The sequence below is a fragment of the Mycobacterium sp. UM_Kg1 genome (assembly GCF_000972925.1).
Lineage (GTDB): Bacteria > Actinomycetota > Actinomycetes > Mycobacteriales > Mycobacteriaceae > Mycobacterium > Mycobacterium hiberniae.
This window is the reverse complement of the sequence record NZ_JRMK01000001.1, coordinates 44048-68423: the sequence shown is the minus strand read 5'-3', so window position 1 is coordinate 68423 and position 24376 is coordinate 44048. Positions and strand designations below refer to the sequence as shown.

Sequence of the window (24376 nt, the reverse complement as noted above, 5' to 3'; positions counted from 1 at the left end):
GCGGGCCGCTCCGGCGAGCTGGCACCGCTGGTGCCCAGCAACTGGCTCGCCACCGACCAGATCGAGCGATCGACACAACCGATGAACGAGGGAGTTGACAGATGAACAGCGAAAGTACTCGCGGATGACGCTGACGGTCACCGGCAGCGGACTTGGGGCCCAGATCACCGGGGTCGATCCCCAAGATCTGAGCACCGTCACCCGAGACGAGATCCGCGAGATCGTTTACGCCAACAAGCTCGTCATCCTCAAGGGCGTCCACCCCTCACCGGAGGAGTTCCTCCAGTTGGGCCGGATCGTCGGCGACGTGGTGCCCTATTACGAATCCATGTACCACCACCATGAGTTTCCGGACATCTTCGTCTCCTCCACCGAGGAGCAACAGGGGGTTCCGCGAACCGGCGCGTTCTGGCACATCGACTACATGTTCATGCCCGAGCCGTTCGCGTTCTCGATGGTGCTGCCCCTGACCGTTCCCGGAGCCGACCGGGGAACCTATTTCATCGATCTGAACCGGGCTTGGGCGTCGGTGCCCGAGGCCCTCCAGGACGCTGCCCGGGGAACACTGAGCACCCACGATCCGCGCCGGCACATCAAGATCCGCCCCGACGACGTGTACCGGCCCATCGGGGAGGTGTGGGACGAGATCAGCCGGACGACACCGCCCATCACGTGGCCGACGGTCATCCGGCACCCAATGACCGGGGAAGAGATCCTGTACATCTGCGCGTCGGGAACCACCCGCATCGAAGCCAAAGACGGCCGGGTCCTCGACCCCGAGTTGCTGCACCGGCTGATGGAGGCGACCGGACAACTGGACCCGACGTTCACCCATCCCTTCATCCACACCCAACACTACGAGGTCGGAGACATCATCTTGTGGGACAACAGAGTTCTGATGCACCGAGCGAAGCACGGCAACTCCGACGGCACCTTGACCACCTACCGCCTGACTATGCTCGACGGACTCGAGACCCCGGGATACCCGGCATGAGCAGCAGCGACCCCAGGACGCCGGCCCTGACCGACGCGGCTGCCCCGATAGCCGAAGAACTGTTGGCCAAGGTGCTGGAACCCTACGCATACAAGGGTTGTCGCTATCTGACCGACGCGGTGGCGCAGGCGGACCCCGGCTCAGTCTTGGCCGAGGGGACTTTCACGATCACCGAGTCGGCCTACATTCGCAGCACCGGACACTTCAACGCCGTCGAGTTGGTGCTGTGCTTCAACCAACTCGCCTACAGCGCCTTCGCGCCTGCCATCGCCGCCGGCATCATTCCCGCGTTCCACGGCTGGACCCTCGACGACTACCTCAAGCATCAGCTTTCCAGCATGTACATCCGGACGTCGTCGTCACGGTTCAGAAGGCCGATCGACGCGGCGCGGTTCCAGGCGCGGCTGCACTGCCACGATCTCGAAGTCGTCGAACGCTCGGTGCGTTACCTGCGGGTGCCGTGCGCCATCGAGTTCTGGGACCCGCAGGGCGGCTCCGCCTTCGGTGAGTTCGAACTCGCCGCCCTCAACATTCCCGGCTCCCAATAAGAAACGGAGCGCTGACATGACCAGGCAGGCGCCCCAGAGCGTGCTGGAGCGCATTCTCGAACACGTCCGCCGAACGCCGGAGGCGATCGCGCTACGCCGCTGCGACGGCGGCGATCCGCTGAGCTACCGCGAGTTGGCCACCAGGTGGGAACAGTTGGCCGCAGCCCTGCACGCGGCAGGGGTGTCGCAGGGTTCTCGGGTGCTGACCATCTCCGACAACGGGCCACAGACCTACCTGTCAGTGCTGGCCTGCGCACGACTGGGTGCCATCGCCGTACTGGCCGACGGCAACCTTCCGGTGGCCACGGTCGAACGGTTCTCCCAGCTCACCGAACCTGCCGCCATGGTGTGCACCGACGGCGCCCGGTTGTCCCTCGCCGGCCCGACGGAAACGCTGTCGTCGATACCGACGCTGTGGGCCCTCGGCAGCACCGGACCGTCCGCGCAACCCGCCCTCCCGCGACCCGCCGGCAACGCCGATGATCCGCTGGCAATGATCTTCACCAGCGGCACCACCGGGGAGCCCAAGGCGGTGTTGTTGGCAAACCGGACCTTTTACGCCGTCGCCGACATCCTGCGCGACAACGCGTTGACGTGGATCGACTGGGTGGACGGCGAAGTGGCCTACTCGCCGTTGCCCGCCACCCATATCGGCGGACTGTGGTGGATCCTCAACTGCCTGATGCACGGCGGGCGATGCATCACCGGCGGGGATGCCGGGGCCTCGCTGCTGGAACTTCTCACCGTCAACGAGGTCGCGACGGTGTGCCTCGTCCCCACGCTGCTCGCCCGACTGGTGAGTGAGGTGAAGGCGACCGGCGCGCCGATTCCGGCGACCCTGCGTTTTCTGGGCTACGGCGGCTCCCGGGCCATCGCCTCCGATGTGCGTTACGTCGAGGACGCCGGGGTGCGAACGGCGCAGGTTTACGGCCTGAGTGAAACCGGCTGCACAGCACTGTGCCTGCCGACCGGCCCCGGCTCGACGGCAGCCATCGAGGCGGGTGCTGTCGGCCGGCCGTATCCGGGAGTACAGGTCCATCTCGATGGTGACGGCAGCGGCCCGCACGGGAGGCCGGCGTCGTCGGGAACCCTGTGGATCAAGTCACCGGCCAACATGCTGGAGTACTGGAACAACCCGGAGCGCACCGCGCAGACCCTGCAGGACGGCTGGGTGAACACCGGTGATCTGCTCGACGCGGGCAGCGACGGGCTCTTCTATATCCGGGGGCGGGCCTCGGAGATGATCATCTGCGGCGGTGTGAACGTCGCACCCGACGAGGTCGACCGGGTGGCGGCGTCGGTCCCCGGAGTCCGGGACGCGGCATGCTACGAGATAGCCGACCCCGAGTTCGGAGCGCTGGTAGGTCTGGCTGTGGTCGCAGCCGATGAGCTGGACGACCGGGGCGCCCGGGCCCTGAAGAAGGCCATCGCCGCCCGCTACCGCAGCGAAGTGGAATCCGCCGCGCGCCCGTCGACGATCGTCTTGGTCACCAGCATTCCCAGAACCCAGTCCGGCAAGGTCATGCGCACGTCGCTGGCCGCGACGATCGGTGCGCGCGGCCGTGAGTGATTCTGTCCGGCAGAGGATTTTCACCGCAATCTGCGATGTGCTCTACGTCGACGAGTCCGACTTCACCGACGGCGACGCCACGGACCTTCGCGATCTGGGTTTGGACTCGGTGCGCTTCGTGCTGCTGATGAAGCGCCTCGGCGTGGACCGCGAGTCCGAACTGCCCGCGCGTCTGGCCGAGGATCTGACGATCGCCGGTTGGGCTGCTGAACTGAGGGATTGCGGTGGGAACGCCTGACGCAGGCTCCGAACGGCACATTCCGCTGTCGGTGTCCCAGCAGAACATCTACCGGGGAGTGCTGCAGGACGACGATTGTGCGCTGTATCTGATCGGTCGTACCTACCGCCTGGTCCCGATACCGCTTCGCAGACTCGTCGCGGCGCTGGAAGCCGCCCTGTGCCGCAACCCGGTGCAGCTGTGCGTACTGGAACAGGGCGAGGCGCCCTACCCGAACCTGGTTTCGCGCCTGCGGGTGGACGACGTGATCCGCCTGGCCTCCGACACTCCCGATCCCCTGATCCGCGAATGGGATTCGGGAATTCTGGCCCGCCCGTTGGTGCGCTACACCGTGCACACCGATACCGGCAGCAACGCCGTGGGCTTGGACGTGCACGCCCACCACATTCTGCTCGACGGCGGCGCGACCGGGCTGATCGAGGCGGATCTGGGCCGTTACCTTTCGGATCCGTCGATCGAGGTGGCCGACGTGACCGCCGGGTTGGACCGGCTGATCGAGGCGCACAGCCGTGAACAGGCGAAGGTGCACGCAGCACATCAGCGACTGACCGAGGCGGTGCAGCGGGAGCTGGCCACTGAGTCTCTCCTCGGCGGTCAGTCCCAGAGTTCCGCCGCGTCGGGTAGCGCCCGACGGGGATATTTGTGCGAATCCGTACAGATCAGCGGGACCGACTACGACGAGCTGATGGAACTGTCCGAGCAACAACAGATTCCGCTGCCGGTTCTGGTGACCACGGCAGCGGTGGCGGTGGACGCGGCTCACCGGGACAGCACCGAGGCACTGGTGGTGCACGCCGTGGACAACCGGTTCGGTGAGCCCGCCCTCGACGTGGCCACGTGCCTGGTCAACTCGGTGGCCCAATCGGTGCGATTTCCGGCATTCGCCTCGGTAGGGCACCTCGTTGAGACGGTGGACCGAGGGTACGTGAAGACGGTGCGCCGCCGGTGGTTTCGGGAAGAGCTCTACCGTCGCATCTATCTGACGACCCATCGCGCCCCGGCGACAGAGGCGATAGCGCTGAACTTTCTCCGGGAGCCCTGTGCTCGCGAACTGCGTCCGTTTCTCGACGGCAACCCGGTGACCTCCGATATCGGCCCGATCGAATGCCGCACCGTGGCTGCCGTCCACGACGAGCAGCGTCGAACACTCGACCTGGCGATCTGGGACACTCAGGATCCGGAACCCGACAGTGCCGCTTCGCCACTGGCCGCACCGATCGCCGAGGCACTGCGGAGATTCGCCGCGCAATGGAACCTGCCCGTGGCCATCAGCGTCGACAGCTGGGCCCAGATCGGTCCCGACGGTGCCTGCGAGCCGAGCCGGGATGTGCCCGCCGTTGCCGGCCCGCCGGCACCGGCCTGGTTTCTGGACCCGGCCGCGCAGACCGCCGACTGGCGCCGGCGCCGTGGCGGTGTCGACGGCTGGATCGGCTGGCTGGTCCGCGCGGGCGTTCAGCCAGGGGCTGTGCTGGTGTTCACCGACGACCGGACCGACAAGACCGTCGATCTTCTGGTCGCCTGCCATTTGGCGGGGTGCGGCTACAGCGTCTGCGACTCCGCCGAGGAACTGGCCGAGCGCGCACGCGTCATCGCCGCCGAAACCGGGTCGCACTGCCCCGTCGTCGATGTGACCGGCACCGAACTTCCCAGCGATCCGGTCGCGGTCACCGGCCGGCTCCGCACGGTCGCAAGCGACCCCCGACTGGCAGACCGCGTCGCCTACGTCATGCCCACCTCCGGATCCACCGGAGCCCCCAAGCTGGTTCCGATCTCCCACGGTGCGCTCGCGCTCTTCTGCCGGGGCCACCACGACGCCTGTGGCTGGACCGCGGCCGACACCGTCTTGCAGTGCGCGCCGTTGACGTCCGACATCAGTGTCGAAGAGATCTTCGGCGCCGCCCGCTGCGGCGCGGCCTTGATCCGTTCGACGGCCATACGCAGCGGAAACCTGGCACAGCTGGCTGACGATGTGCACCGCCACCGGCCCACGGTCCTTGATCTGCCCACCGCGCTGTGGCATCTGTGCTGCGAGCAGCCGGAACTGCTGGCAGCATTTGCCGCATCGGCGCTGCGCCAGGTGGTGATCGGCGGCGAGGCGGTTCGCGCCCGGTCGGTGGCGAAATGGCAGGCAGCGGTGGGCACCGCACCGATCTCGCTGATCTCCAGCTACGGGCCCACCGAGACCACCGTGGTCGCGACCTACCTGCCGCTGAACGGTTCCGCCGGCGAATCCCGACCGCACCGCGTGGGCCTACCCACGGCGCCGCACACGGTCTTCGTGGCATTCGGCGAGATCGTGGTCGTCGGGGACACGGTCTCAACCGGGTACCTGGGCCGACCCGGGACCGGATTCGGCACGGTGACCGGCAGCGACGCCACGACGCGACGAGCGTTCGCCACCGCCGACCGGGTGCGGCTGGACAGTCACGGCTTCCCGGTCTTCGTGGGCCGCAAGGATGCCGTGGTCAAGCTCGCCGGAAGGCGCGTCGACACCGCGGAGATCGCCCGGCTGATAGCCGAGGACCCCGCGATCTGCGATGTCGCCGTCGAGGCCGACGGTTCGCGTCTCGGGGTCTGGTTCACCACCCCGCGGACCCGAGACGGCGCCCCCGACGCGGCTGCCGAGCTACGGGCTCGCCGTGTGCTGCTGGCCGCCCGGGTCCCCGGGTTCGCGATCTCGGCGGTCGCGGAGATCCCCCGCAAACCCGGCGGCAAGGTCGATTCCGCCCGCCTGCCCAAGACACTGCGCGACGACTGTCGCGGCGAGGCAGCGGATCAGGCGAGCGGCCTGGCACAGTTGTGGAGTCAGCAGTTGGATCGCGACCTGGCCCCGGACTCTTCGCTGCTGTCCGAAGGAGTCGGTTCGCTGGATCTGATCCGCATCCTGCCCGTCACCCGCCGCTATCTCGGCCGGCACCTGTCGCTGCTCGACGTGATCAGCGCCGACAGCGCCGCTCGGCTGATCGAGATCACCGAGGGCGCGGGCATGGACGAGGCCACCGCCGCCGAGATCGACGACGATCTCGCCACCCTGGCCCCACCGCTGCCCCACCCCGCATCAGGCCCGGTCTCGGCGCGCGCCGGCACCGTGGTGGTGCTCGGCGCCTCCGGAATCCTGGGCACCGGCTTTGCGCGAGCAGTGACCGAACTGCGCGCCGACGGATTCGACTCGCCGCTGGTCCTGGCCACCACCTCGGCGACCCTGCCCGATCCCGGTCCATGGCGCGCGCTGTCGCGGGTCGCCGATGTCCGCATCGAACACACGGCCCCCCAGGGCATCCCCGAGCTGATCCGCGCCGCCGGAGCTGCGACCGTGATCAACGCCATCGGCAACACCAACGTGGTGGTGCCCTACCGAGAACTTCGGCCGGCCAATGTGGCGGCGGTGTCGACCATCGCTGCGGCGTGCGCAGAAAGCGGCGCCCGGCTGGGGCATCTGTCGACATCAGTGGTGAGCCCACAGCCGGTGACACCGCTGGTCGTCGATCCCCGCGTAGCACCGTATCCCTACGCGGCATCCAAAGCGCTCGCCGAACTGATCGTCGCGCGCCATTCCGGTCACCTGGATTTCTGCCTGGTGCGGCTGCCACGGGTGCTGGGCGAACCGCACCAACTGCGGACATCGGCCGACATCCTGGTCGCCCTCGCCGACGCCTGCACAGCGTTGGACGCCTACCCGGCCGTGCGGTTGGTCGAGGAGGTGACCAGCAACCGGTCGGCAGCGGCGGCGATTCTGGGCATGCTGTCTGCGCCGCCGGGCCGCTGCGTCACCGTGCTGCGCGGGACTCCCGTCGAGTACGCGCCGTTTCTGGCTCAGTTCGGCTCACGCGAATGCGATGTCGAGCAGTGGAAGCAGGACTTGGACGCCAGCTCCTGGGCCAGAAGCAATCCTCGCCGGTGGGCGGTCATCGACGCCTGGGTCACCTTGGGGGCGCGTCTCGGCGAGCAGTCCTACGCGCAGCACCTTGCCGGCCACGCCAGTCTCGACCTGCACGTCGAGGCGGTGACCGAGGGGTCGGCCCCGGCGTCGGCACTGACCGAGCTGGTGACCTGTGGCATGGAACCGGACGGCCCGTTGTGACGACCACTTATCCGAGGGCCTGATGAAGGAGACGCTTTGACCGACATGCGACGGATCCAACTCGACGTGACGGGTATGACCTGCCGGATGTGCTCGGCGCATATCGAGCTGAAACTGAACACGATCCCCGGCGTGCTGGCCTCGGCGGACTTCCCGACCGCGACGGCCACCATCGACGCCGACGCCACGGTGAGCGTGGCGCAGCTGTGCGCCGCCATCGAGGAGGCCGGCTATCACGCTGAGCTGCGGTCGGAGCGACCGCGCACGGCAGACGACCCCCAGCTTTCCGGGGGGCCGGTCAAGCGCATCGCCGGGCTCGCCCGATTCCTGTCTCGAGGTCGCCGCACCACCGCCGCCCACCCGGCCTGAGCTCGGCTGCAGGACCCGCATCGCGGCGGGTCAACCGGCGAAAGCGGCACCGCGCGGCCAACCGTCGTCATCAGGCCAGCCGGGTGATCTCCACAAACACGTCCAAGTCCGTTGCCTTGCCGCCGATGTAGGTGCCTTTCAGTGGCGACACATCCGAATAATCGCGGCCCAGACCCACGGCCACGTGCCGTTCGGTGATCGACATGTCATTGGTCGGGTCATAACCCGACCAGGCTCCGGTCCACGCCTCGATCCAGGCGTGGCTCTGCCCCTCCACCGCTTCCCCGATTGCCCCGTCGGCCTTGGGGTACAGGTATCCCGAGACGTAACGCGAGGGGATACCCACGCTGCGTAACAAGACCAACGTCAGGTGTGCGTAGTCCTGGCAGACGCCCTTCTTCTCAGACCATGCATCGATCGCCGAACTGTGCACTCCGGTGGTGCCGGGCACGTAATCCATCTCCGAGTAGACCCAGGAGCACACCGCTCGCACCGCCTCGCGAGGCGCAAGCCCCTTGGTCAACCGCCTGGCGGTGGCGGCCAACGTTCGGTTGCGCGGCACATATGCGGTGTAGGTGAGCAACTCGTGAAATTGGTCGATCACATACTCACCGGCCAGATCGCTCCAGTCCACCTGCGCGGCGTCCTCGGGATAGACGTCGGGTTCGGTCTCCACCACCGAGGTGCCGGACACCTCGAGCTCCTCATGTGGCGCATGCAGGTCGAACGCCGTCACCGCCGTTCCCCAATAGTCGACGTATCGGTACGCCCGAGTCGCGGGAACCGTCTCCACCCGGCTGGAGATCACGTTCTGCCGGTTGCCGCTGCGGGGCGTGAGACGCGCCTCGTTGTAGGACGAGGTCACCGGTGCGTTATAGGCGAACCCCGTCGAGTGCACCACCCGCAGTCGCCAGCTCACCGGTCCCCCTCCGCGATCAGCTGGCCGTCGTAGTCGCGACCTCCGCTTGCTCCGGCCCCGGTCCATGACACATAGGGGGTCACATGGAAATACTGCTGAGTCACCGCCTCGGTGACGTCCTTGCAGGTCTCCTGCAAACCGGTCAGGCGGTCGTGCAGGTCTTCCAAGAGCAGCCCCGGCGGCATGAATTCCAGCGCGCTGCGCGCGCGGCCGATCAGGCGCTGCGCTTCAGCCCGGGCACCGACCCGACTGTCATTGCGGCTGTCGAGGGCCATCAGGCACTGCTCGGCCAGCGTGATCGCATGAAAGACCGAACGTGGAAACAACCGATCCAACAACATGAATTCCACCACCCTGTTCGCATCGAGGGCACCGCGATAGGTCCGCAGATAGGTGTCGTGGGCACCGGCCGATCGCAACACCGTGACCCACGCCGGCGATCCGGACCGATCGCCGGCACGAGACAGCAACATCCGTACCGTCATGTCGACTCGCTCGACGGAACGCCCCAGCAGAAGAAAGCGGTAGCCGTCGTCGCGGCTCATCGTCGCGTCCGTCAGCCCGGCGAACATCGCCGACCGATTCTTCACATACGCCAGAAACTCATAAGGCCCCAGCCGCCGAGCGGCCCGCTCGGCATCGGCCAAGCCGTTGAAGGTGGTGTTAAGACATTCCCACATCTCACTGGAGGTGACTTCCCGTGCACCACGGGCGTTCTCACGTGCCCGGGCGATGCTGTCGGCGATCGACCCCGAGCCCGCACCCGCGTACGCCACTCGTTCGGTCAGAGTCCAGACACTTTGGGCCTGGCCGTCTTCAGGACAGTCCAGCCCCAGCACCTGCAGCACCAACCGACAGGTGCGGTCGGGGTCCACCGTGGCATCTTCGAGAAGCTGGTGCACCGCCACATCAAGAATGCGTGCGGTGTCGTCAGCACGCTCAACGTAGCGGCCGATCCAGAACAACGATTCGGCGTTGCGGGCCAGCATCATCGGCGACCACCCCGATCGGCGAGCTGCTGCTGTTGCTGTTGTTGCTGCTGGAGCTGCAGGTCGCTGCCAAGCAGCCCCGGACCCTGATCGGCGACGTTGTCGGTCGCCAGATCCTGGTGGCGGACCAGCTGATCACCGGACAACTCGTGTCCGTTGTCCGCCCTGCGGGGCGCCAACACCCAGGTGTCCTTGGAACCTCCGCCCTGGCTCGAGTTCACCACCATCGAACCCTCCGTCAGCGCCACCCGGGTCAGGCCACCGGGCAGCACCCACACGTCGTCACCGTCGTTGACGGCGAAGGGACGCAGATCAACATGCCTGGGGGCCAGTCGATCTCCCACCTTGGTGGGTACGGTGGACAACTGCACCACCGGCTGCGCGATCCAGTCGCGCGGACTTGCCTTGATCCTCTTCGCCAGAGCGTTGAGTTCCCGGCGCGATGCCTGCGGACCGAACACGATGCCGTACCCGCCGGAACCCTCGACCGGCTTGATCACCAACTCGTGGATCCGATCCAGGACTTCCTCGCACTCGTCTTCCAGCCAGCAGCGCAGCGTGTCGACGTTGGGAAGGATCGGCTTCTCGCCCAGGTAATACCGGATGATCTGCGGAACGTAGGTGTAGATGAGCTTGTCGTCGCCCACCCCGTTGCCCACCGCGCTGCTGATCACCACGTTTCCTGCGCGGGCCGCGTTGACCAGGCCCGGCACGCCGAGCACCGAATCGGGCCGGAACTGCAGCGGATCCAGATACTCGTCATCGATACGCCGGTAGATGACGTCGACGCGCTGTTCCCCCTCCGTGGTGCTCATGTACACGATGTTGTCGCGGCAGAACAGGTCTCGACCCTCGACAAGTTCGACGCCCATTTGCCGGGCCAGCAGCGAATGCTCGAAATAGGCCGAGTTCGACGCCCCGGGCGTCATCACCGCCACCGTCGGGTCGGCCTCGTTGGACGCCGCGGCCGCCCGCAACGCCCGCAACAGGTGAGTGGCGTAGTCACCGACCTGCCGCACCCGGTGCGTGGCGAACAGATCAGGAAAGACCCGGGCCATGGTGCGACGGTTCTCCATCACATAGGACACCCCGGACGGAGACCGCAGATTGTCCTCGAGAACCCGGAATTCGCCCTGATCATCACGCACCAGGTCGATTCCCGCGACGTGGATTCGCACGCCGTTCGGCGGCTTGATGCCGGCGGCCTGACGGTGGAAGTGGGCGCACGAGGTGACCAGACTCTTGGGGACCACCCCATCACGCAGGATCTCCTGATCGTCATAGATGTCGTCCAGGAACCGCTCCAGGGCGCGCACCCGCTGCGCTATCCCGCGCTCCAGTTTGGTCCACTCGGCCGCCGAGATCACCCGTGGCACAAGGTCAAGCGGGAAGGGCCGTTCTTGTCCGGACAGCGAGAAGGTGACACCCTGCTCGATGAATGCGCGACCCAGCGCATCGACGCGGGCCTGCAGCTCCTCGTTGTCGGCGGGCGCCAACGCGTTGAAGATGCCCCGATAGGCGGTCCGGGGATTGCCGTTGTTGTCGAACATCTCGTCGAAGCTGTCACGATAGCTGCCATCGGTCCGCTGATAGCCCGAGAAGATCGACTTACCGTTGCGGGTCCGGGCACTTCGCGTTGATGTCGACACAGCCATCGCACCTACCGATCTGTCACAGATCCGCTACCGGGTCAGCCCGGAGCTCTGAACGCGGCATCGTTGGCGTGTTGGGTGATCCTATCGACACGGCCTTCGGCGGGCCGGTCAGGGCTTCCCCTGCGTGTTTGCGTCTGCGGCGGCGATCCGTTCGCGCCGATGGGAATCGGCTGCTCAGCCCTGGTAGACCCGCGGGTCCAGCATCCCGATGTAGGGCAGGTCGCGGTAGCGCTCGGCATAGTCCAGGCCGTAGCCGACCACGAAGTCGTTGGGGATGTCGAAACCCACGTAGGCGATGTCGACGCCGGCACCCAGCGCGTCGGGTTTGCGCAGCAGGGTGCAGACCCGCAGCGACCGGGGCCGGCGAGCCGCCAGGTTGCGCAGCAGCCACGACAACGTCAGTCCGGAGTCCACCACATCCTCGACGATCAACACGTCGCGGCCGCTGATGTCGCGGTCGAGGTCTTTGAGGATGCGCACCACTCCCGACGACGAGGTCGACGAGCCGTACGAGCTGACCGCCATGAACTCGAACTGGGTGGGCAGCGGGATCGCCCGGGCCAGGTCGGTGACGAACAGCACCGCACCCTTGAGCACGGTGATCAGCAGCAGGTCGCCGCTCTCACCGCCCTCGGCGTAGTCGGCGGCGATCTGGGCGCCGAGTTCGGCGGTGCGGGCCCGGATCTGCTCCTCGGTCAGCATCACCGATTTGATGTCACCGGGATACAACTCGGGTCCCTGCCCAGGCGAGATCGCAGCCACCCGAACAGCGTGCCATGGCGGGAGTTCGACAACCAACTGCGGCGGCCAATTCGCGCCCCGGGATCAGACCGGTTCGTAACGCAATTGCAGCAGGCCGTCACCGCGTACCGCGAACAGCCGCTGGCCGGGCCGGTCCGACCCGACCGCCACGCCGCCCTGCCCCCGCCATGCGGTGATCAGCCGGTCCACCGCGCGAATCTGCAGGTCGGTCAGACCGCGCCCGCCCCCGGCGAGCAGCCAGCGCCGGATGACGGCGCGCCGCACCGGCCCCGCCAGCACGTCCAGCTCCGCGACAGCCAGGCCGGCGCCGGATCCGGCGCCGGTCAGGGCCTGCTCGGCCAGGCCGTCGATCAGGTCGGTGTTCTCCCGCAGGGCTCTGGCGGTGCGGGCCAGGGCCTCGGGCACCCCGCCGCCCAGCACGTCCTCCAGCAGCGGCAGGACCTCGGCACGCAGCCGCACCCGCGTGAAGCGGGGGTCGCTGTTGTGCGGGTCCAGCCACGGTGTCAGCCCCAGTTCGGCGCAGGCCTGGGCGGTCAGGGAGCGCCGCACTCCCAGCAGCGGCCGGCACCAGGGCCGGTCATGCGGCCGCATGCCGGCCATCGACCGTGCGCCCGAACCGCGGCCGAGTCCGAGAAGAACCGTCTCGGCCTGATCGTCGAGGGTGTGCCCCAGCAGGACGGGGTCGCAGCCGCCGGAGTCGGCCAGCGCGGCGTAGCGCGCGGTGCGCGCCGCAGCCTCGGGGCCGCCCTGAGTTCCCACCGTCACCGCGATGACCTGCGCATCGACGCAGCCCAGTTCCAGGGCCTGGCGGCGCGCGGTGGCGGCGACCTGCGCCGATCCGGGCTGCAGACCATGGTCGACGATCAGCGCGGTGGTGGGCCGCATCCGGGCGGCCACGGCGGTCAGCGCCAGCGAGTCCGGCCCACCGGACAGGGCCACCGACCAGCGGCCGCCCGGCGTCAGATACTGCTCGGCGAACGCCCCCAGCGCGCCGCGCAGGCGGGCTACAGCACCCGGTCGATCCACGCTTGCGGCTCTTCGATCTCGGCGGGCAGGGGAAGTGTCTGTGGACCCGTCCACACCGCGTTGAACCGTGCCATGCCGACCCGGCCGACCACGGCGTCGACGAATGCCTTGCCCCGGGTGTACTGGCTGAGCTTGGCGTCCAGGCCCAGCAACGCGCGCACCAGTCGTTGCAACGGCGGTTGGCTGCGCTGCCGGCGTTCCTCGAAACGACGGCGGATCGTCGTCACCGTCGGTACTGCCGGCCCGACCGCGTCCATCACGTGGTCGGCATGGCCTTCGAGCAGTGTGCCCAGCATCAGCAGCTGGTCCAGCGCGGTGCGCTGCGGTTCGGACTGCACCGCCCGCACCAGGCCCAGGATCCCCGACGGGCCCGTCTCCCGGGATTCACCGTGGTGGCCCCGCAGGTAGCCGACCAGCCGGCCCACCACCTGGGTGAGGTCCGGGCTGGTCTGGCCGGTCAGCACCGCCAGCGCATCGGACATGTAGTCGGCCAGCCATGGGTTGACCGTGAACTGCACGCGGTGCGTGACCTCGTGCAGGCACACCCACAGCCGGAAGTCCGATGGCGTAACCCGAAGCTGGCGCTCGACGGCGACCACGTTGGGATACACCAGCAGCAGCTCGCCGCCGCCGGGGCAGAACGGGTCGTACTGGCCGAGGATGCTCGCGGACACGAACGCCAGGACCGCACCGGTCTGCGCCCCGGTCAGCCGGCTGGTGAGGAAGCCGGCGGGCCGGTCGGTGCCGCCCATCATCACCTTCATCGATTCCGCCGCGGCGGTGATCCACTGCCGCCGGTCGACGACCCTGGCCTCGGGAACGGCGGCACTCGCCGCCGCGGAACCCAGGCCGGTGACCTCGCGCACCAGGGGTTCTGCCGCGCGGGCGCTGGCGGAGAGCTCCTCGACGACCTGGCGGCGCGTGTACTCGGTCATCGGCGGCGCCGGGCGTGCCAGCCGGCCCCCGACCGTCGCGGCGAACTGCCAGTCCACCGCACTCCCGACCTCTGATCCGCTCATCGGCATCCGCAGGTTCGCAGCACCGCTGCCAGCGCGTCGATCGCCGTCCGCCCGGTGGGGCCGGCGTCGTTGGAGATGAAGGCGAACGTCAGCACGCGCTGGTCGCGGTCGGTGACGATGCCGGCGAGCGCGTTGGTGCGGCTCAGCGAGCCGGTCTTGGCGCGCAGCCAGCCGGCCGCACCACGCCCGGTCTGCGGATTGAGGAACCGCTCGGACAGCGTGCCGCTCCCGCCGGCGACCGGCAGCATGTCCAGCAGCGGCCGCAACTCCGGCAGGTCCGGCCCGGCCGCCGCCTGAATCACCGCGTCGAGGATCCGGGCCGACAACCGGTCATCGACCGAGAGTCCGCTGGAATCGGCCAGCCTCGCCCCGCTGACCGCGATGTGGGCAGTGGCCAGCCGGTTGGTCACCGCGTCGACCGCACCGGCGAAGGATCGGGGGCGGCCCATCGCCGCGGCCACCTCCCGCCCAATGCATTCGGCCATCACATTGTCCGAGGCGTTCATCATCTCGCCGAGGCGGACCACCAGCGGCGCCGATCGCACCGCGCCCAGCTCCCGGCCGGTCACCGGCGCCGAGGCGATGCTCACCCGGTCGGGGTCGACGCCCAGGGCGGCGGCCAGCGCCCGGCCGGCGTCCAGCGCCGGTGTCAGCGACCGGCGGGACTCGACGGTGGTGGGCTGGACGCGGCCGCCGTCGACCATCACCGCCTCGATGGGGGCGATGTCGCCGCCTTCGATGTCCGCGGGATCCCAGCCGGCCGCCATGGTGGGCCCGGTGAACGCCGACACGTCGACCTGAACCTCGGTGACCTCGACCCCGCTGTTGCGGACCTGTTCGGCCAGATCGTCGATGCGGGCGGCTTCGCGATACCAGGTGTCCGCACCGGCCTCGGCCGTCGACAGCGTCGGATCGCCGCCGCCGACCAGCACCACAACCCCGGGCGCAGCGCCGGTCGTCACCCGGGTGGTGACCCGGGCGTCGCGGTCCAGCGCCAGCAGGGCGGCGGCCGCGGTCAGCACCTTGTTGGTCGACGCCGGCAGCACCGGAAGGTCTTCCTGCTGCGTCCACAGGGCTTTGCCGGTCAACGCATCGGTGATCCGGCCGGTGAGCCGGCCCAGGTTGGGGTCGGCCAACGGCCCGGCCAGGGCTGCAGCCAGGCCGCTGCCGGCCGGCACCGGGGCGTCCTCGGAGACCGGAACCACCCCGGGATCAGCGGTCGCCGTAGGCGTCGGCGCGACCACTCGCGCACCGGCACCGGACTCGTCCGGAAGCACGACCGCCGCCACGACCACCACCGCGGCGGCCAGCGCCAGGACCGCGGCCGCAATACCCAGATGCGTGGTGGAGTGTCGCCACCGAGTGGGTTGCATGTCTCTCCTGCCTTCTCAGGCGCAATTGTGCCCGACGGGCGGTCTCCGGGCGGCAATGCGACCCGCTCTACACTGACCCGGTGCAATTCGACGTGACCATCGAAATCCCCAAGGGCCAGCGCAACAAGTACGAGGTCGACCACGCCACCGGGCGGGTCCGTCTCGACCGGTACCTGTACACGCCGATGGGCTACCCCACCGACTACGGGTTCATCGAGGACACCCTCGGCGAGGACGGCGACCCGCTGGACGCGATGCTGCTGCTGCCGCAGTCGGTGTTCCCCGGTGTGCTGGTCGAGGCACGGCCGGTCGGCATGTTCCGGATGACCGACGAGGCCGGCGGCGACGACAAGGTGCTCTGCGTGCCGGCCGGCGACCACCGCTGGGACCACATCACCGACATCGGCGACGTGCCGGCGCACGAACTGGACGCCATCAAGCACTTCTTCGTGCACTACAAGGACCTGGAGCCCGGCAAGTACGTCAAGGCCGCCGACTGGGTGGGCCGGGCCGAAGCCGAGGCCGAGATCACCCGGTCGATCGAGCGGTTCAAGTCCTCCGGTCACTGAGCGACACGGCCGCTCGATCGCCGGCGGCGCAGACGCCGGCGGCTTAGACCGCTGTGGCGGACCCACGGGTCCGGTACAGGCTGGCCGCCGTCGTCAGCGCCAGCACGCCCACCACGACGCCCAGGCTGACCGGGGTGGGAATCTCCGGGACGTTGAAGGGCCGCCCGGAGTGGATGAACCACACATCGTTGGTGCGCAGCGCGTGCAGCACCATCCGGACCCCGATGAATCCCAGGATGACCGCCAGTCCCTGGGACAGATACACCAGCCGACCCAGCAGGTGACCGAGGATGAAGAACAGCTGCCGCAATCCCATCAGGGCGAATACGTTGGCGGTGAACACCAGGTAGGGCTGGCGCGTCAGCCCGTAGATGGCCGGGATGGAATCCATCGCGAACACCAGATCGGTGGTGCCCAAGGCCAGCGCGACCAGAAACATCGGGGTGATGGCCCACGCCCCGGCTTTGTCCCGGACGAAGAACCGCACCCCCGAACCCCATCCGTCGGTGGCGTTGAGGTGGGTGCGGGCAAAGCGCACCACGGCGTTGTTGCCCCCCTCGCGCTCGCCGTCACCGGTGGGATCGTCGTGGCGCAGCAGTTTGATGGCGGTGTAGGCCATGAATGCGCCGAAGACGTAGAACGTCCAGGACAGCCGCTGCACGGCGACCCCACCCAGAGCGATGAACACCGCCCGCAGCGACAGCGCCGTGACGATGCCGACGAACAGCGCTTCCTGCCGGAACTTCCTGGGGACGTTGAAGCTGTTCATGATGATGACGAACACGAACAGGTTGTCCACCGACAGGCTGTACTCGGTCAGCCAGCCGGCGAAGAACTGCATGCCGTACTTCGGGCCGTGGTAGTACCAGACCCACACGCCGAACGCCACTGCGAGGCTCAGGTAAAACGTCAGCCACCCGGCGATCTCCCGGATCGAAGGCTCGCGCACCCGCCGGCCGATGATGAGCAGGTCGAACCCGAGCACCGCCCCCAGACCCACGAATGTCAGCAGCCATTCCAGCAGCGACGGGTCCAACGACGCGCCTCCGATCATCAGTGGTGGGTTCAGTGGGCCGCCCGACCGTACCGCGCCCCCCGCTTAGTATTTTCGCCGTGGTGACCGATGTCGGGGGTACCGGATCCGCCGGGTTTCCCCGTGGCATGACCACCGGCCCCGTCGGCCGGGCCAGTATGGCCCGGGTCGGCACCGCGACCCTACTCAGCGCCCTGTGCGGCTACGCGGTGCTGTACCTGGCCGCCCGGGACCTGGACCCCGCCGGATTCTCGGTGTTCGGCGTGTTCTGGGGCGCGTTCGGACTGGTCAACGGCGCGGCCAACGGTTTGCTGCAGGAGACCACCCGCGAAATCCGGTTCGCCCGGGAGATCCCGGCCGACCGCGCCGCCACGCCGCACACCCATCCGTTGCGGGTAGCCGGGCTCAGCGGGCTGGTGGCCGCGGCGCTGGTGGCCGCCAGTTCGCCGCTGTGGAGCGGGCACGTGTTCGTCGAGGCGCGCTGGCTGTCGGTGGGCCTGCTCAGTTTCGGCCTGGCCAACTTCGCGGTGCACGCCACGTTGCTCGGCACCCTGGCCGGGTCCGACCGGTGGACGCCGTACGGCGCACTGATGGTCACCGATGCGGGCATCCGGGTGGCCGTGGCCACCGCGACCTTCCTGATCGGCTGGGGTCTGGTCGGGTTTCTGTGGGCGACTGTGGCCGGTGCGCTGGCCTGGCTGCTGCTGCTGGCGGCCTCACCCACGGCACGCTCGGCAGCCCGGCTGCTGACCCCGGTGAGCACCGCGGGGTTCCTGCGTGGCGCGGCGCACTCGATCACCGCGGCCGGGGCGAGCGCCGTCCTGGTCATGGGATTCCCGGTGTTGCTGCAGGCCACCTACGGTGAATTGGGCGCCGCGGGCGGTGTGGTGATCCTGGCTGTCACGGTGACCCGGGCACCGCTGCTGGTGCCGTTGACCGCCATGCAGGGCAATCTCATCGCGCACTTCGTGGATCAGCGCGGCCGCCGCCTGCGGGCGCTGCGCACGCCGGCGGCAGCGGTGGCCGCGCTGGGCGCGGCCGGAGCGGTGGCGGCGGGCCTGCTCGGTCCGTGGCTGCTGCGGACGGTCTTCGGCCCGGAATACCACGCCGGGGGGTGGCTGCTGGCCGAACTGACCGTGGCCGCCACGGCGATAGCGCTGCTGACGCTGACCGGCGCGGCAACGGTCGCCGCGGCCCTGCACCGCGCATACGCGCTGGGCTGGGTGGGGGCGACCGTGGCCTCGGCCCTGCTCCTGTTGCTCCCGCTGGATCTGCCCACCCGGGCGGTGGTGGCCCTGTTGTGCGGTCCCGTGGTGGGAATCGCGGTACACCTGGCCGCGTTGCGCACCGATTCCTGACCCCGGTGAGCGTGTATTTTCTCCGATATAGACAACCGCTACCCCGATGTCTGGATCATCGTTCCGGCGTTCAACGAGGCGACCGTCGTCGGTGACGTGATCGCCGGGATTCGTGCGGTGTTCGACTACGTGGTCTGTGTGGACGACGGAAGCACCGACAACACCGCCGAGGCCGCCCGGGCCGCGGGCGCCTACGTGGTGCGCCATCCGATCAACCTCGGCCAGGGCGCCGCCATCCAGACCGGCGTCGAGTTCGCCCGCGCCCAACCGGGCGCCCGGCTTTTCGCCACGTTCGACGCGGACGGCCAGCACCGGGTGGGCGACCTGGTGCGCCTGGTCGACCGTCTCGACACCGCCGGCCTGGACATCGTGATCGGCACCCGGTTTTCCGCTCCCGCTGCCGCCGCGACGGTGCCGCCGCTCAAACGGCTGGTGCTGCGCGCCGCGGTGGTCCTCAGTCCGCGAATCCGCCGGCTGGGACTCTCCGACGCCCACAACGGGCTGCGGGTGTTCAACCGCCGGGTCGCCGACCGACTCGACCTCACCATGACCGGGATGAGCCACGCCGGGGAGTTCATCGCCCTGATCGCCGAGAACCGCTGGCGGGTGGGGGAAGAACCGGTCGAGGTGCTCTACACCGACTATTCGAAGTCGAAGGGACAACCACTGCTCAACGGCGTCAACATCTTGTTCGACGGTCTGCTGCGCAGGAGGATGTCGCGATGAGGGGGATATTCACCGATGAACTGGATCAAGGTGCTGCTGATCGCGGCGGTCTTGGGGCTGTTGATCTACCTGCTGTTGTCGCGCAGGTCGGCGCAGTCGAGGGCGTGGGTGAAAGTGGGCTACCTGATGTTCGTGGTGGCCGGCATCTATGCGGTGCTGCGCCCCGATGACACCACGGTGGTGGCCAACTGGCTGGGGGTGCGCCGCGGCACCGACCTGATGCTCTATGTGCTGGTCATCGCGTTCGCGTTCACCACCCTGAGCACCTATATGCGGTTCCGCGACATGGAACTGCGCTATGCCCGGCTGGCACGGTTGATCGCGCTCACCGCGGCCCAGCCGCCCGAGTCCAGCCCAGCGGGGCTTACCGGCGAGGCGAAGCAGCCGCCGCGCAAAACACAGTAATTCGGCAACAGTTGTCTTGGGGGTCACGACAGGTTTGCCGCCCGTCCGATTCCTACCCGCACCGTGGCAGGTATGCGGGCCAAAGCAGTCCTGGCAGAACCCCTGGCGGAAGTGACGGCGTTGCTGCTGACCAAGCCGACCCGACACCTCTACGCCGCGTTGTGGCGGGCGGGCCTGCTCGAGGTCGTTGCGGCCGCCCGGACCAGCCCACCGGCCGAGGAGACATCGCTGCGGCCGGCCGGTTGAGGTGCAGCGCTCAGCGCACCAGTTCCAGCCGCCGGGGCTGCTCCACCGCGGGGGTCTGCGTCACCGGCTCGGGGGGAGTCTGCTCGGCCGACAGCCGGCTCGCCACAGCCACCGCGGCAGTGGCAGCCGCCGCGGTGCCGACACCCTGCGCCCAACCGACCGGACCGACCGGTGTGCAGCCCAACAGCTGACTGACCCCGGGCGTGGAGACCATCGCCGCGAACAGCACGAAGGAGCCCGCCGCGGTCGCCAGCACCATCGGCGCCCGCGAGTCGACCACCGTCTGACCGAGTTCGGTGGTCACCAGCGAGATCAGCGCCACCGTCGCGGCCCGCTGCGGGCTGCCCGGCAGTCCGGAGAAGTTCGCCATCGCCCACGCGGCGGTGCCCGCCGCGGCGGTGACCCCGCCGCGGAACGCGACCGCCCGCCACAGGCTTCCTTCGTCGAGTCCGCGCACCGCGCCGCCGATCGGACCGGCCGGGGTGCTCACCGCCACGGCGGTGGCCGGCAGGGCGTCGGTCAGCGTGTTCATCAGCAGCAGCTGCCGGGTGTTCAGCGGCGAGTTCCCGGTGACCGCGGTGCCGATGACCGAGAACAGCACCTCCCCGACGTTGCCGCCGAGCAGGCCGGAGATGGCCAGTTGCACGCCGCGCCACAGCCGCCGGCCCTCGTCGATGGCGTCGACCAGCGCACCGATCTTGCCGTCGGTCAGCACGACGTCGGCGGTGGCGTGCGCCGAGTCGCTGCCGTGCGCGACGACACCGAGCCCCACCGTGGCAGCCCGAATCGCGGCGGCGTCGTTGGCGCCGTCGCCCACCATCGCCGAAACCCGACCGGCGCGCTCCAGCGTCTGGACGATCTGCACCTTGTTCTCCGGCGACATCCGGGCGAAGATCACCCGCTCGCACACCACGCGTTCTTGTTCCTTGCGGTTCAGCGCGTTCCATTCCGAGCCGGTGATGACCTGCTCGGCGTCCACGCTCACACCCATCTCGGCGGCGATCGCGGTGGCGGTGATCGGATGGTCGCCGGTGATCATCCGGATGTCGACGCCGCGGGCGGCCAGATCGGCGAGCAGCTTCGGGGCGTCCGCGCGCGGAGTGTCGGCCAGGCCGAGGAACCCGATGAGCGTCAGCCCAGAAGAACTGAGCTCGGTGATCCGGTCGGCTCCCTCGCGGTCATCGGCGACCGAACGCACCTGCGCGGCAGTCAGTTTGGCGTGGGCGACCGCGATCACCCGCAGCCCCTGAGCGGCCATGGCGGCCACCTGCTTCTCCACCTGAGCTCCGGCGTTCTTGCAGGCTCCCAGCACCACCTCCGGTGCGCCCTTGACCAGCAGCTCCGACCCGACGACCGACGCCGAGAAGGCCCGGCCGGAACGGAACGGCAGGTGCGCGTCGGGTTCGGTCCAGGGCCGGGCACCGGGCGCGGCCGCCGCGCCCTCGACGATCGCCTGGTCGGTGGCGTGCGCGTGCGCCGCCCCGTCGGGCGCCGGCGCCGCCTGCGCAGCCGTGCCGAGGACGTCGTCGTCGGTGTAGCCGGTCAGCGGGCGCACCGTGGTGACCCGCAAGCGGTTCTCGCTGAGCGTTCCGGTCTTGTCGAAGCACACCACGTCCACCCGGCCAAGCGCCTCGACCGAACGCGGGATCCTCACCAGCGCACCGGATCTGCTCAACCGCTGCGACGACGCGTGCTGGGCCAGGGTGGCCATCAGCGGCATGCCCTCCGGGACGGCGGCGATCGCGACAGCGATGGCGTTGCCGAGTGCCTGCCGCAGGCCGCCCTGGCGCAGCAGCCCGAGCGCGCCGACGGCCACCCCGCCGGCGGCGCTGTAGGGGAAGGTCCGGTGTACCAGCTGGGACAGGTGGTGCTGCAGCCCGACTTCGGGCAGGTCCCCGGCGGCCAATTCCGAGGCCCGGCGGCTCTGGGTGTCGGCCCCCACCGCGGTCACCATCGCCATGGCCTTCCCGGCGATCACCGTGGTGCCCGCATAGAGCATGCAGCTGCGCTCAGCCAGTTCGGCGCCGGGAGTCGGGTCCAGCTGTTTGCCGACCGACAGCGATTCACCGGTCAACGACGACTCGTCGACCTCGACGTCGGACACCTCGATGACCCGGGCGTCGGCGGGAACCACCTCGTTGCTGCGAACCTCGATCAGATCCCCGGGCAGCAGCTGCTCGGCGGCGATCTCGTGATAGGTCGGGGTCCCGTCGGCATCCAACAGCACGACCCGGGCCGGCGGGGCTTGGCGCGCCAGCAGGTCGTTCAGCCTGCTTTCGGCCCGCAGCCGCTGGTAGGCGGCCAGCATGGCATTGCCGGTGAGCACCGTTCCCACCATCACGGCATCGATCGGCGAGCCCAGCATGGCTGTGGCCACCGAACACAACGCCAGGATCGGGGTCATCGGGTCGGACAGCTCGGCGCGCACCGCGTGGACGTAGGGCCAGAACATGCCGGGCTCTTCCACCTCGGCCGGGACGCGTTCGGTCAGCGACGCGTGCGATTCGCTGCCCTGCGGCGTCCCCAGCAATTCGCGCACCTGCTCGACCGACATGGCGTGCCACTCGTAGGCCGGAGCCGGCTTCGGCGCGTGCGCGCGCAGCACCCGGCGGGCCAGCAGGTATCCCGACAGCATCCCGGCTCCGGCACCGATGGTGACCGGACCCGGGCCGCGGCTCTGGCCTGCCCCCACACCCGGAATGGTCGCCCGAACCCCCCGGACAAGCAGCAGTCCGGCGATGGTCGAGGCCCCGATAGAGATCGCGACACCGCGCTCGACGGCGTCCCGGGCCGCCGGAAGCGCATGAAGCACCTGCCACGCGCCGGCCAGATCGGCCAGCAGCAGGTCGGCATAGAACGGCGGTGGCAGGGTGTCCTCTTCGCTCGTCGGCATGACCCCCAGCGCCAGATCCGCCGACGCCAGCGCCTGCGCCGCCTCGGTCGACAGCACCGCCACGGTGCGGCCGGCCTGCTGCAGCTCGGTGACGGCCTCCGCCAGCGCGGCGTCCAGGTCGGCGGTGCCGCCGCCGTACACCGGACGGATGTCGTCGAAGCCGGGACGCAGTTCGCCGAGGATTTCGGTGTCCACCGTGACCAGCTCCACCCCGGCGGCACGTCCCTGCAGAACCACCGCGGAGGCCAGCGCATGGTGGGCGGGCAGGATCAGCGCCTCCACCGGCTGTTTGCGGACCGTCCCCCGGGCGCTCATCCGGGGCACCCGGTGCCAGCCCGGACGCAGCCCCGCCTTGTCGAGCAGGCTCTGCGCGTTCTCCCAGGCCTTCGGCAGTTCGTGTTCGCTGGCCCCCCGGATCTGCACCACGCGGCGTTGCTCGCCGGTCAGCGCCCGCGGATCGATGACCAGGGTGTCGATCTTGTCGAGGCGGCGCAGGCTGTCCGGCCGCAGCGGCAGCACCCTGTGCCCGTCGGCCAGTCCCTGCCCCAACGTCGCGGCGAACGATTCGCAGCTGGTGCGCACCGCCTTGGGCGAGGTGGCCAGTATCGCGCTCGACGTCATGTCCAGGTTGCGGGTCAAAGCGGCCACTACGGCCGCCGCGGCCGCCTGCGCCACCGCGGTGCGCCTCAGGTGGCGCTCTGCCGCACCGTCGGGAGGCAGGACCGGGCGTGCCGTGGCATACACCTCGGGGACATCGCAGTAGCGCGCCAGTTGCGGTTCGTAGCGACTCCAGGCCAGCGCCGCGGCCCGGGTTTCGGAGGCTTTGAGGCCCTCCACCAACAGGTCGACCGCCAGGATCGCCGGGGACATGGTGATGACGTGCGATCCCAGCGAGACCAGTGAGAGCACCGTGTCGGCGCGCCCGGGACCGATCCAGCTCTCCAGCGTCTCCCGGGCCAGCGGCTGGTACCGGGCCACCGACGCGGCTGCGTCGAAGATCTTGGGCGCGGCGGGCCAGCGCAGCAGCGTGCCCGCGGTGGCGATCGCCAGGCCCACCGCGTTGACGCCGAAGGTGGCGCCCTTGGCCGCCAGCAGCAGACCGTCACCCGGCAGTGCCGCGGTTTCGGTGGCAGACAGTTCCAGGTCTCGTTCGACGGCCGCCACGGCGGCACACAGCTCGCCCAGCGATGCCTCATCGCCGATCTCGACGATCACCCGCGACAGCGGACGGTTCAGCCGTACCGAGTTGACCTCGGGCCGGGCCCGCAGCGCCTCGAGCACCGCGGATCCGACCTCGCTGCCGGTCTCCGGGTCGTCGAGCCCCCGGACCTCGATCCAGGCGCGGCCCGCGCCACGCCAACTGCGCCGGCTGGGGGTCAGATCGCTGTGCTCGCCGGACAGCCGCTTGGCGCCTTCACGCAGGGGAATTGCCGCGAGGTCCAGGCTGGCAGATGCCACCGCGCCGACCGCGCCGATGCCGAAACGGCCCAGTGCGAAAACGTCCATCGACTTCCTCCAGCGTTACGGCGGCGCTGGAGGTCTCTTCCGCCGGCAGACCGGCCCACAGCCCCGGTCACCCGATGACGGGTGACGTGATGACGAC

20 protein-coding genes are annotated in these 24376 nt (G+C 69.2%); 11 read left to right on the top strand and 9 right to left on the bottom strand.

Annotated features, from left to right (window positions below; translation table 11 throughout):
* Positions 1-124 precede the first annotated feature (124 nt).
* The 6 genes from scoE to LI92_RS00270 are packed head-to-tail and all read left to right on the top strand — an operon-like array spanning position 125 to position 7800.
* Positions 125-994, top strand: coding sequence for a (3R)-3-[(carboxymethyl)amino]fatty acid oxygenase/decarboxylase (scoE, locus tag LI92_RS00295; protein ID WP_046314842.1), 870 nt, complete (start codon positions 125-127; stop codon positions 992-994).
* A complete protein-coding gene (locus LI92_RS00290; RefSeq protein ID WP_046314840.1) occupies positions 991-1542 on the top strand; it encodes an FcoT family thioesterase in 552 nt (183 codons plus the stop codon). Before scoE ends, LI92_RS00290 begins: the two co-directional genes overlap by 4 nt.
* 16 nt (positions 1543-1558) lie before the next feature.
* Entirely contained in the window at positions 1559-3112 is a 1554-nt protein-coding gene (fadD10, locus tag LI92_RS00285; RefSeq protein WP_046314837.1) for a fatty acid--CoA ligase FadD10, read from the top strand.
* Positions 3105-3350 carry an acyl carrier protein gene (locus tag LI92_RS00280; protein WP_046314895.1) on the top strand — a complete coding sequence of 82 codons (246 nt, stop codon included), beginning with the start codon at positions 3105-3107 and terminating at the stop codon, positions 3348-3350. Before fadD10 ends, LI92_RS00280 begins: the two co-directional genes overlap by 8 nt.
* Positions 3337-7431, top strand: a complete 4095-nt coding sequence (locus LI92_RS00275; RefSeq protein ID WP_046314835.1) for an AMP-binding protein — start codon at positions 3337-3339, stop codon at positions 7429-7431. The genes LI92_RS00280 and LI92_RS00275 overlap by 14 nt, the downstream gene beginning before the upstream one ends.
* 45 nt (positions 7432-7476) lie before the next feature.
* Positions 7477-7800: a heavy-metal-associated domain-containing protein gene (locus LI92_RS00270; RefSeq protein ID WP_082109460.1), complete on the top strand. Its 324-nt coding sequence runs from the start codon at positions 7477-7479 to the stop codon at positions 7798-7800.
* Positions 7801-7870: 70 nt separating this feature from the next.
* Here LI92_RS00270 and LI92_RS00265 read toward each other — a convergent pair whose 3' ends face one another.
* From LI92_RS00265 to dacB, 7 genes are all read right to left on the bottom strand, one after another.
* Positions 7871-8719 carry a transglutaminase family protein gene (locus tag LI92_RS00265; protein ID WP_046314832.1) on the bottom strand — a complete coding sequence of 283 codons (849 nt, stop codon included), beginning with the start codon at positions 8717-8719 and terminating at the stop codon, positions 7871-7873.
* Entirely contained in the window at positions 8716-9708 is a 993-nt protein-coding gene (locus tag LI92_RS00260; RefSeq protein ID WP_046314894.1) for an alpha-E domain-containing protein, read from the bottom strand. The genes LI92_RS00265 and LI92_RS00260 overlap by 4 nt, the downstream gene beginning before the upstream one ends.
* Complete coding sequence (locus LI92_RS00255) at positions 9708-11363, bottom strand: circularly permuted type 2 ATP-grasp protein (protein ID WP_052740657.1); 1656 nt, start codon at positions 11361-11363, stop codon at positions 9708-9710. Before LI92_RS00255 ends, LI92_RS00260 begins: the two co-directional genes overlap by 1 nt.
* A 174-nt stretch (positions 11364-11537) precedes the next feature.
* Complete coding sequence (gene hpt / locus LI92_RS00250) at positions 11538-12065, bottom strand: hypoxanthine phosphoribosyltransferase (RefSeq protein WP_286134751.1); 528 nt, start codon at positions 12063-12065, stop codon at positions 11538-11540.
* 123 nt (positions 12066-12188) lie between these two features.
* Complete coding sequence (gene tilS / locus LI92_RS00245; protein WP_046314827.1) at positions 12189-13151, bottom strand: tRNA lysidine(34) synthetase TilS; 963 nt, start codon at positions 13149-13151, stop codon at positions 12189-12191.
* Positions 13130-14176 carry an Rv3626c family coenzyme F420 biosynthesis-associated protein gene (locus tag LI92_RS00240; RefSeq protein ID WP_046314824.1) on the bottom strand — a complete coding sequence of 349 codons (1047 nt, stop codon included), beginning with the start codon at positions 14174-14176 and terminating at the stop codon, positions 13130-13132. The genes tilS and LI92_RS00240 overlap by 22 nt, the downstream gene beginning before the upstream one ends.
* Positions 14167-15543, bottom strand: a complete 1377-nt coding sequence (dacB, locus tag LI92_RS00235; RefSeq protein ID WP_046314822.1) for a D-alanyl-D-alanine carboxypeptidase/D-alanyl-D-alanine endopeptidase — start codon at positions 15541-15543, stop codon at positions 14167-14169. The genes LI92_RS00240 and dacB overlap by 10 nt, the downstream gene beginning before the upstream one ends.
* 80 nt (positions 15544-15623) lie before the next feature.
* Here dacB and LI92_RS00230 point away from each other — a divergent pair, with 80 nt between their 5' ends.
* Complete coding sequence (locus LI92_RS00230; RefSeq protein WP_046314819.1) at positions 15624-16112, top strand: inorganic diphosphatase; 489 nt, start codon at positions 15624-15626, stop codon at positions 16110-16112.
* 43 nt (positions 16113-16155) lie between these two features.
* Here the strand turns inward: LI92_RS00230 and LI92_RS00225 are convergent, their stop codons facing one another.
* A complete protein-coding gene (locus LI92_RS00225; RefSeq protein WP_152665283.1) occupies positions 16156-17148 on the bottom strand; it encodes a TerC/Alx family metal homeostasis membrane protein in 993 nt (330 codons plus the stop codon).
* Positions 17149-17273: 125 nt separating this feature from the next.
* On the opposite strand from LI92_RS00225, the gene LI92_RS00220 reads away from it, so the two are divergent.
* The 4 genes from LI92_RS00220 (at position 17274) to LI92_RS23625 (ending at position 19880) form a co-directional block, all read left to right on the top strand.
* A complete protein-coding gene (locus LI92_RS00220) occupies positions 17274-18503 on the top strand; it encodes a hypothetical protein (protein WP_046314892.1) in 1230 nt (409 codons plus the stop codon).
* A 15-nt stretch (positions 18504-18518) separates the two neighbouring features.
* Positions 18519-19229: a polyprenyl-phospho-N-acetylgalactosaminyl synthase PpgS gene (gene ppgS / locus LI92_RS00215; protein ID WP_046314814.1), complete on the top strand. Its 711-nt coding sequence runs from the start codon at positions 18519-18521 to the stop codon at positions 19227-19229.
* A 15-nt stretch (positions 19230-19244) separates the two neighbouring features.
* Positions 19245-19634 (top strand): DUF2304 domain-containing protein, encoded by a 390-nt coding sequence (locus tag LI92_RS00210; RefSeq protein WP_046314812.1) that lies wholly within the window; start codon positions 19245-19247, stop codon positions 19632-19634.
* A gap of 72 nt (positions 19635-19706) precedes the next feature.
* The gene (locus tag LI92_RS23625) at positions 19707-19880 is read left to right on the top strand and encodes an Rv1535 domain-containing protein (protein ID WP_192829948.1); all 174 of its coding nucleotides are present in this window, start codon (positions 19707-19709) and stop codon (positions 19878-19880) included.
* A gap of 10 nt (positions 19881-19890) precedes the next feature.
* On the opposite strand, the gene LI92_RS00205 is transcribed toward LI92_RS23625, so the two are convergent.
* Complete coding sequence (locus LI92_RS00205) at positions 19891-24279, bottom strand: cation-translocating P-type ATPase (protein ID WP_082109458.1); 4389 nt, start codon at positions 24277-24279, stop codon at positions 19891-19893.
* Positions 24280-24376 lie beyond the last annotated feature (97 nt).

Excerpts from the sequence above, each read along its gene's own strand:
- LI92_RS00220 (WP_046314892.1), top strand. The coding sequence starts at position 17,274 with ATGACCACCGGCCCCGTCGGCCGGGCCAGTATGGCCCGGGTCGGCACC.
- fadD10 (WP_046314837.1), top strand. The coding sequence starts at position 1,559 with ATGACCAGGCAGGCGCCCCAGAGCGTGCTGGAGCGCATTCTCGAACAC.
- LI92_RS00205 (WP_082109458.1), bottom strand. The coding sequence starts at position 24,279 with ATGGACGTTTTCGCACTGGGCCGTTTCGGCATCGGCGCGGTCGGCGCG.
- LI92_RS23625 (WP_192829948.1), top strand. The coding sequence starts at position 19,707 with ATGCGGGCCAAAGCAGTCCTGGCAGAACCCCTGGCGGAAGTGACGGCG.
- LI92_RS00210 (WP_046314812.1), top strand. The coding sequence starts at position 19,245 with ATGAACTGGATCAAGGTGCTGCTGATCGCGGCGGTCTTGGGGCTGTTG.
- LI92_RS00290 (WP_046314840.1), top strand. The coding sequence starts at position 991 with ATGAGCAGCAGCGACCCCAGGACGCCGGCCCTGACCGACGCGGCTGCC.
- LI92_RS00240 (WP_046314824.1), bottom strand. The coding sequence starts at position 14,176 with ATGCCGATGAGCGGATCAGAGGTCGGGAGTGCGGTGGACTGGCAGTTC.
- hpt (WP_286134751.1), bottom strand. The coding sequence starts at position 12,065 with ATGCTGACCGAGGAGCAGATCCGGGCCCGCACCGCCGAACTCGGCGCC.
- scoE (WP_046314842.1), top strand. The coding sequence starts at position 125 with ATGACGCTGACGGTCACCGGCAGCGGACTTGGGGCCCAGATCACCGGG.
- LI92_RS00255 (WP_052740657.1), bottom strand. The coding sequence starts at position 11,363 with ATGGCTGTGTCGACATCAACGCGAAGTGCCCGGACCCGCAACGGTAAG.
- dacB (WP_046314822.1), bottom strand. The coding sequence starts at position 15,543 with ATGCAACCCACTCGGTGGCGACACTCCACCACGCATCTGGGTATTGCG.
- LI92_RS00270 (WP_082109460.1), top strand. The coding sequence starts at position 7,477 with ATGCGACGGATCCAACTCGACGTGACGGGTATGACCTGCCGGATGTGC.
- LI92_RS00260 (WP_046314894.1), bottom strand. The coding sequence starts at position 9,708 with ATGCTGGCCCGCAACGCCGAATCGTTGTTCTGGATCGGCCGCTACGTT.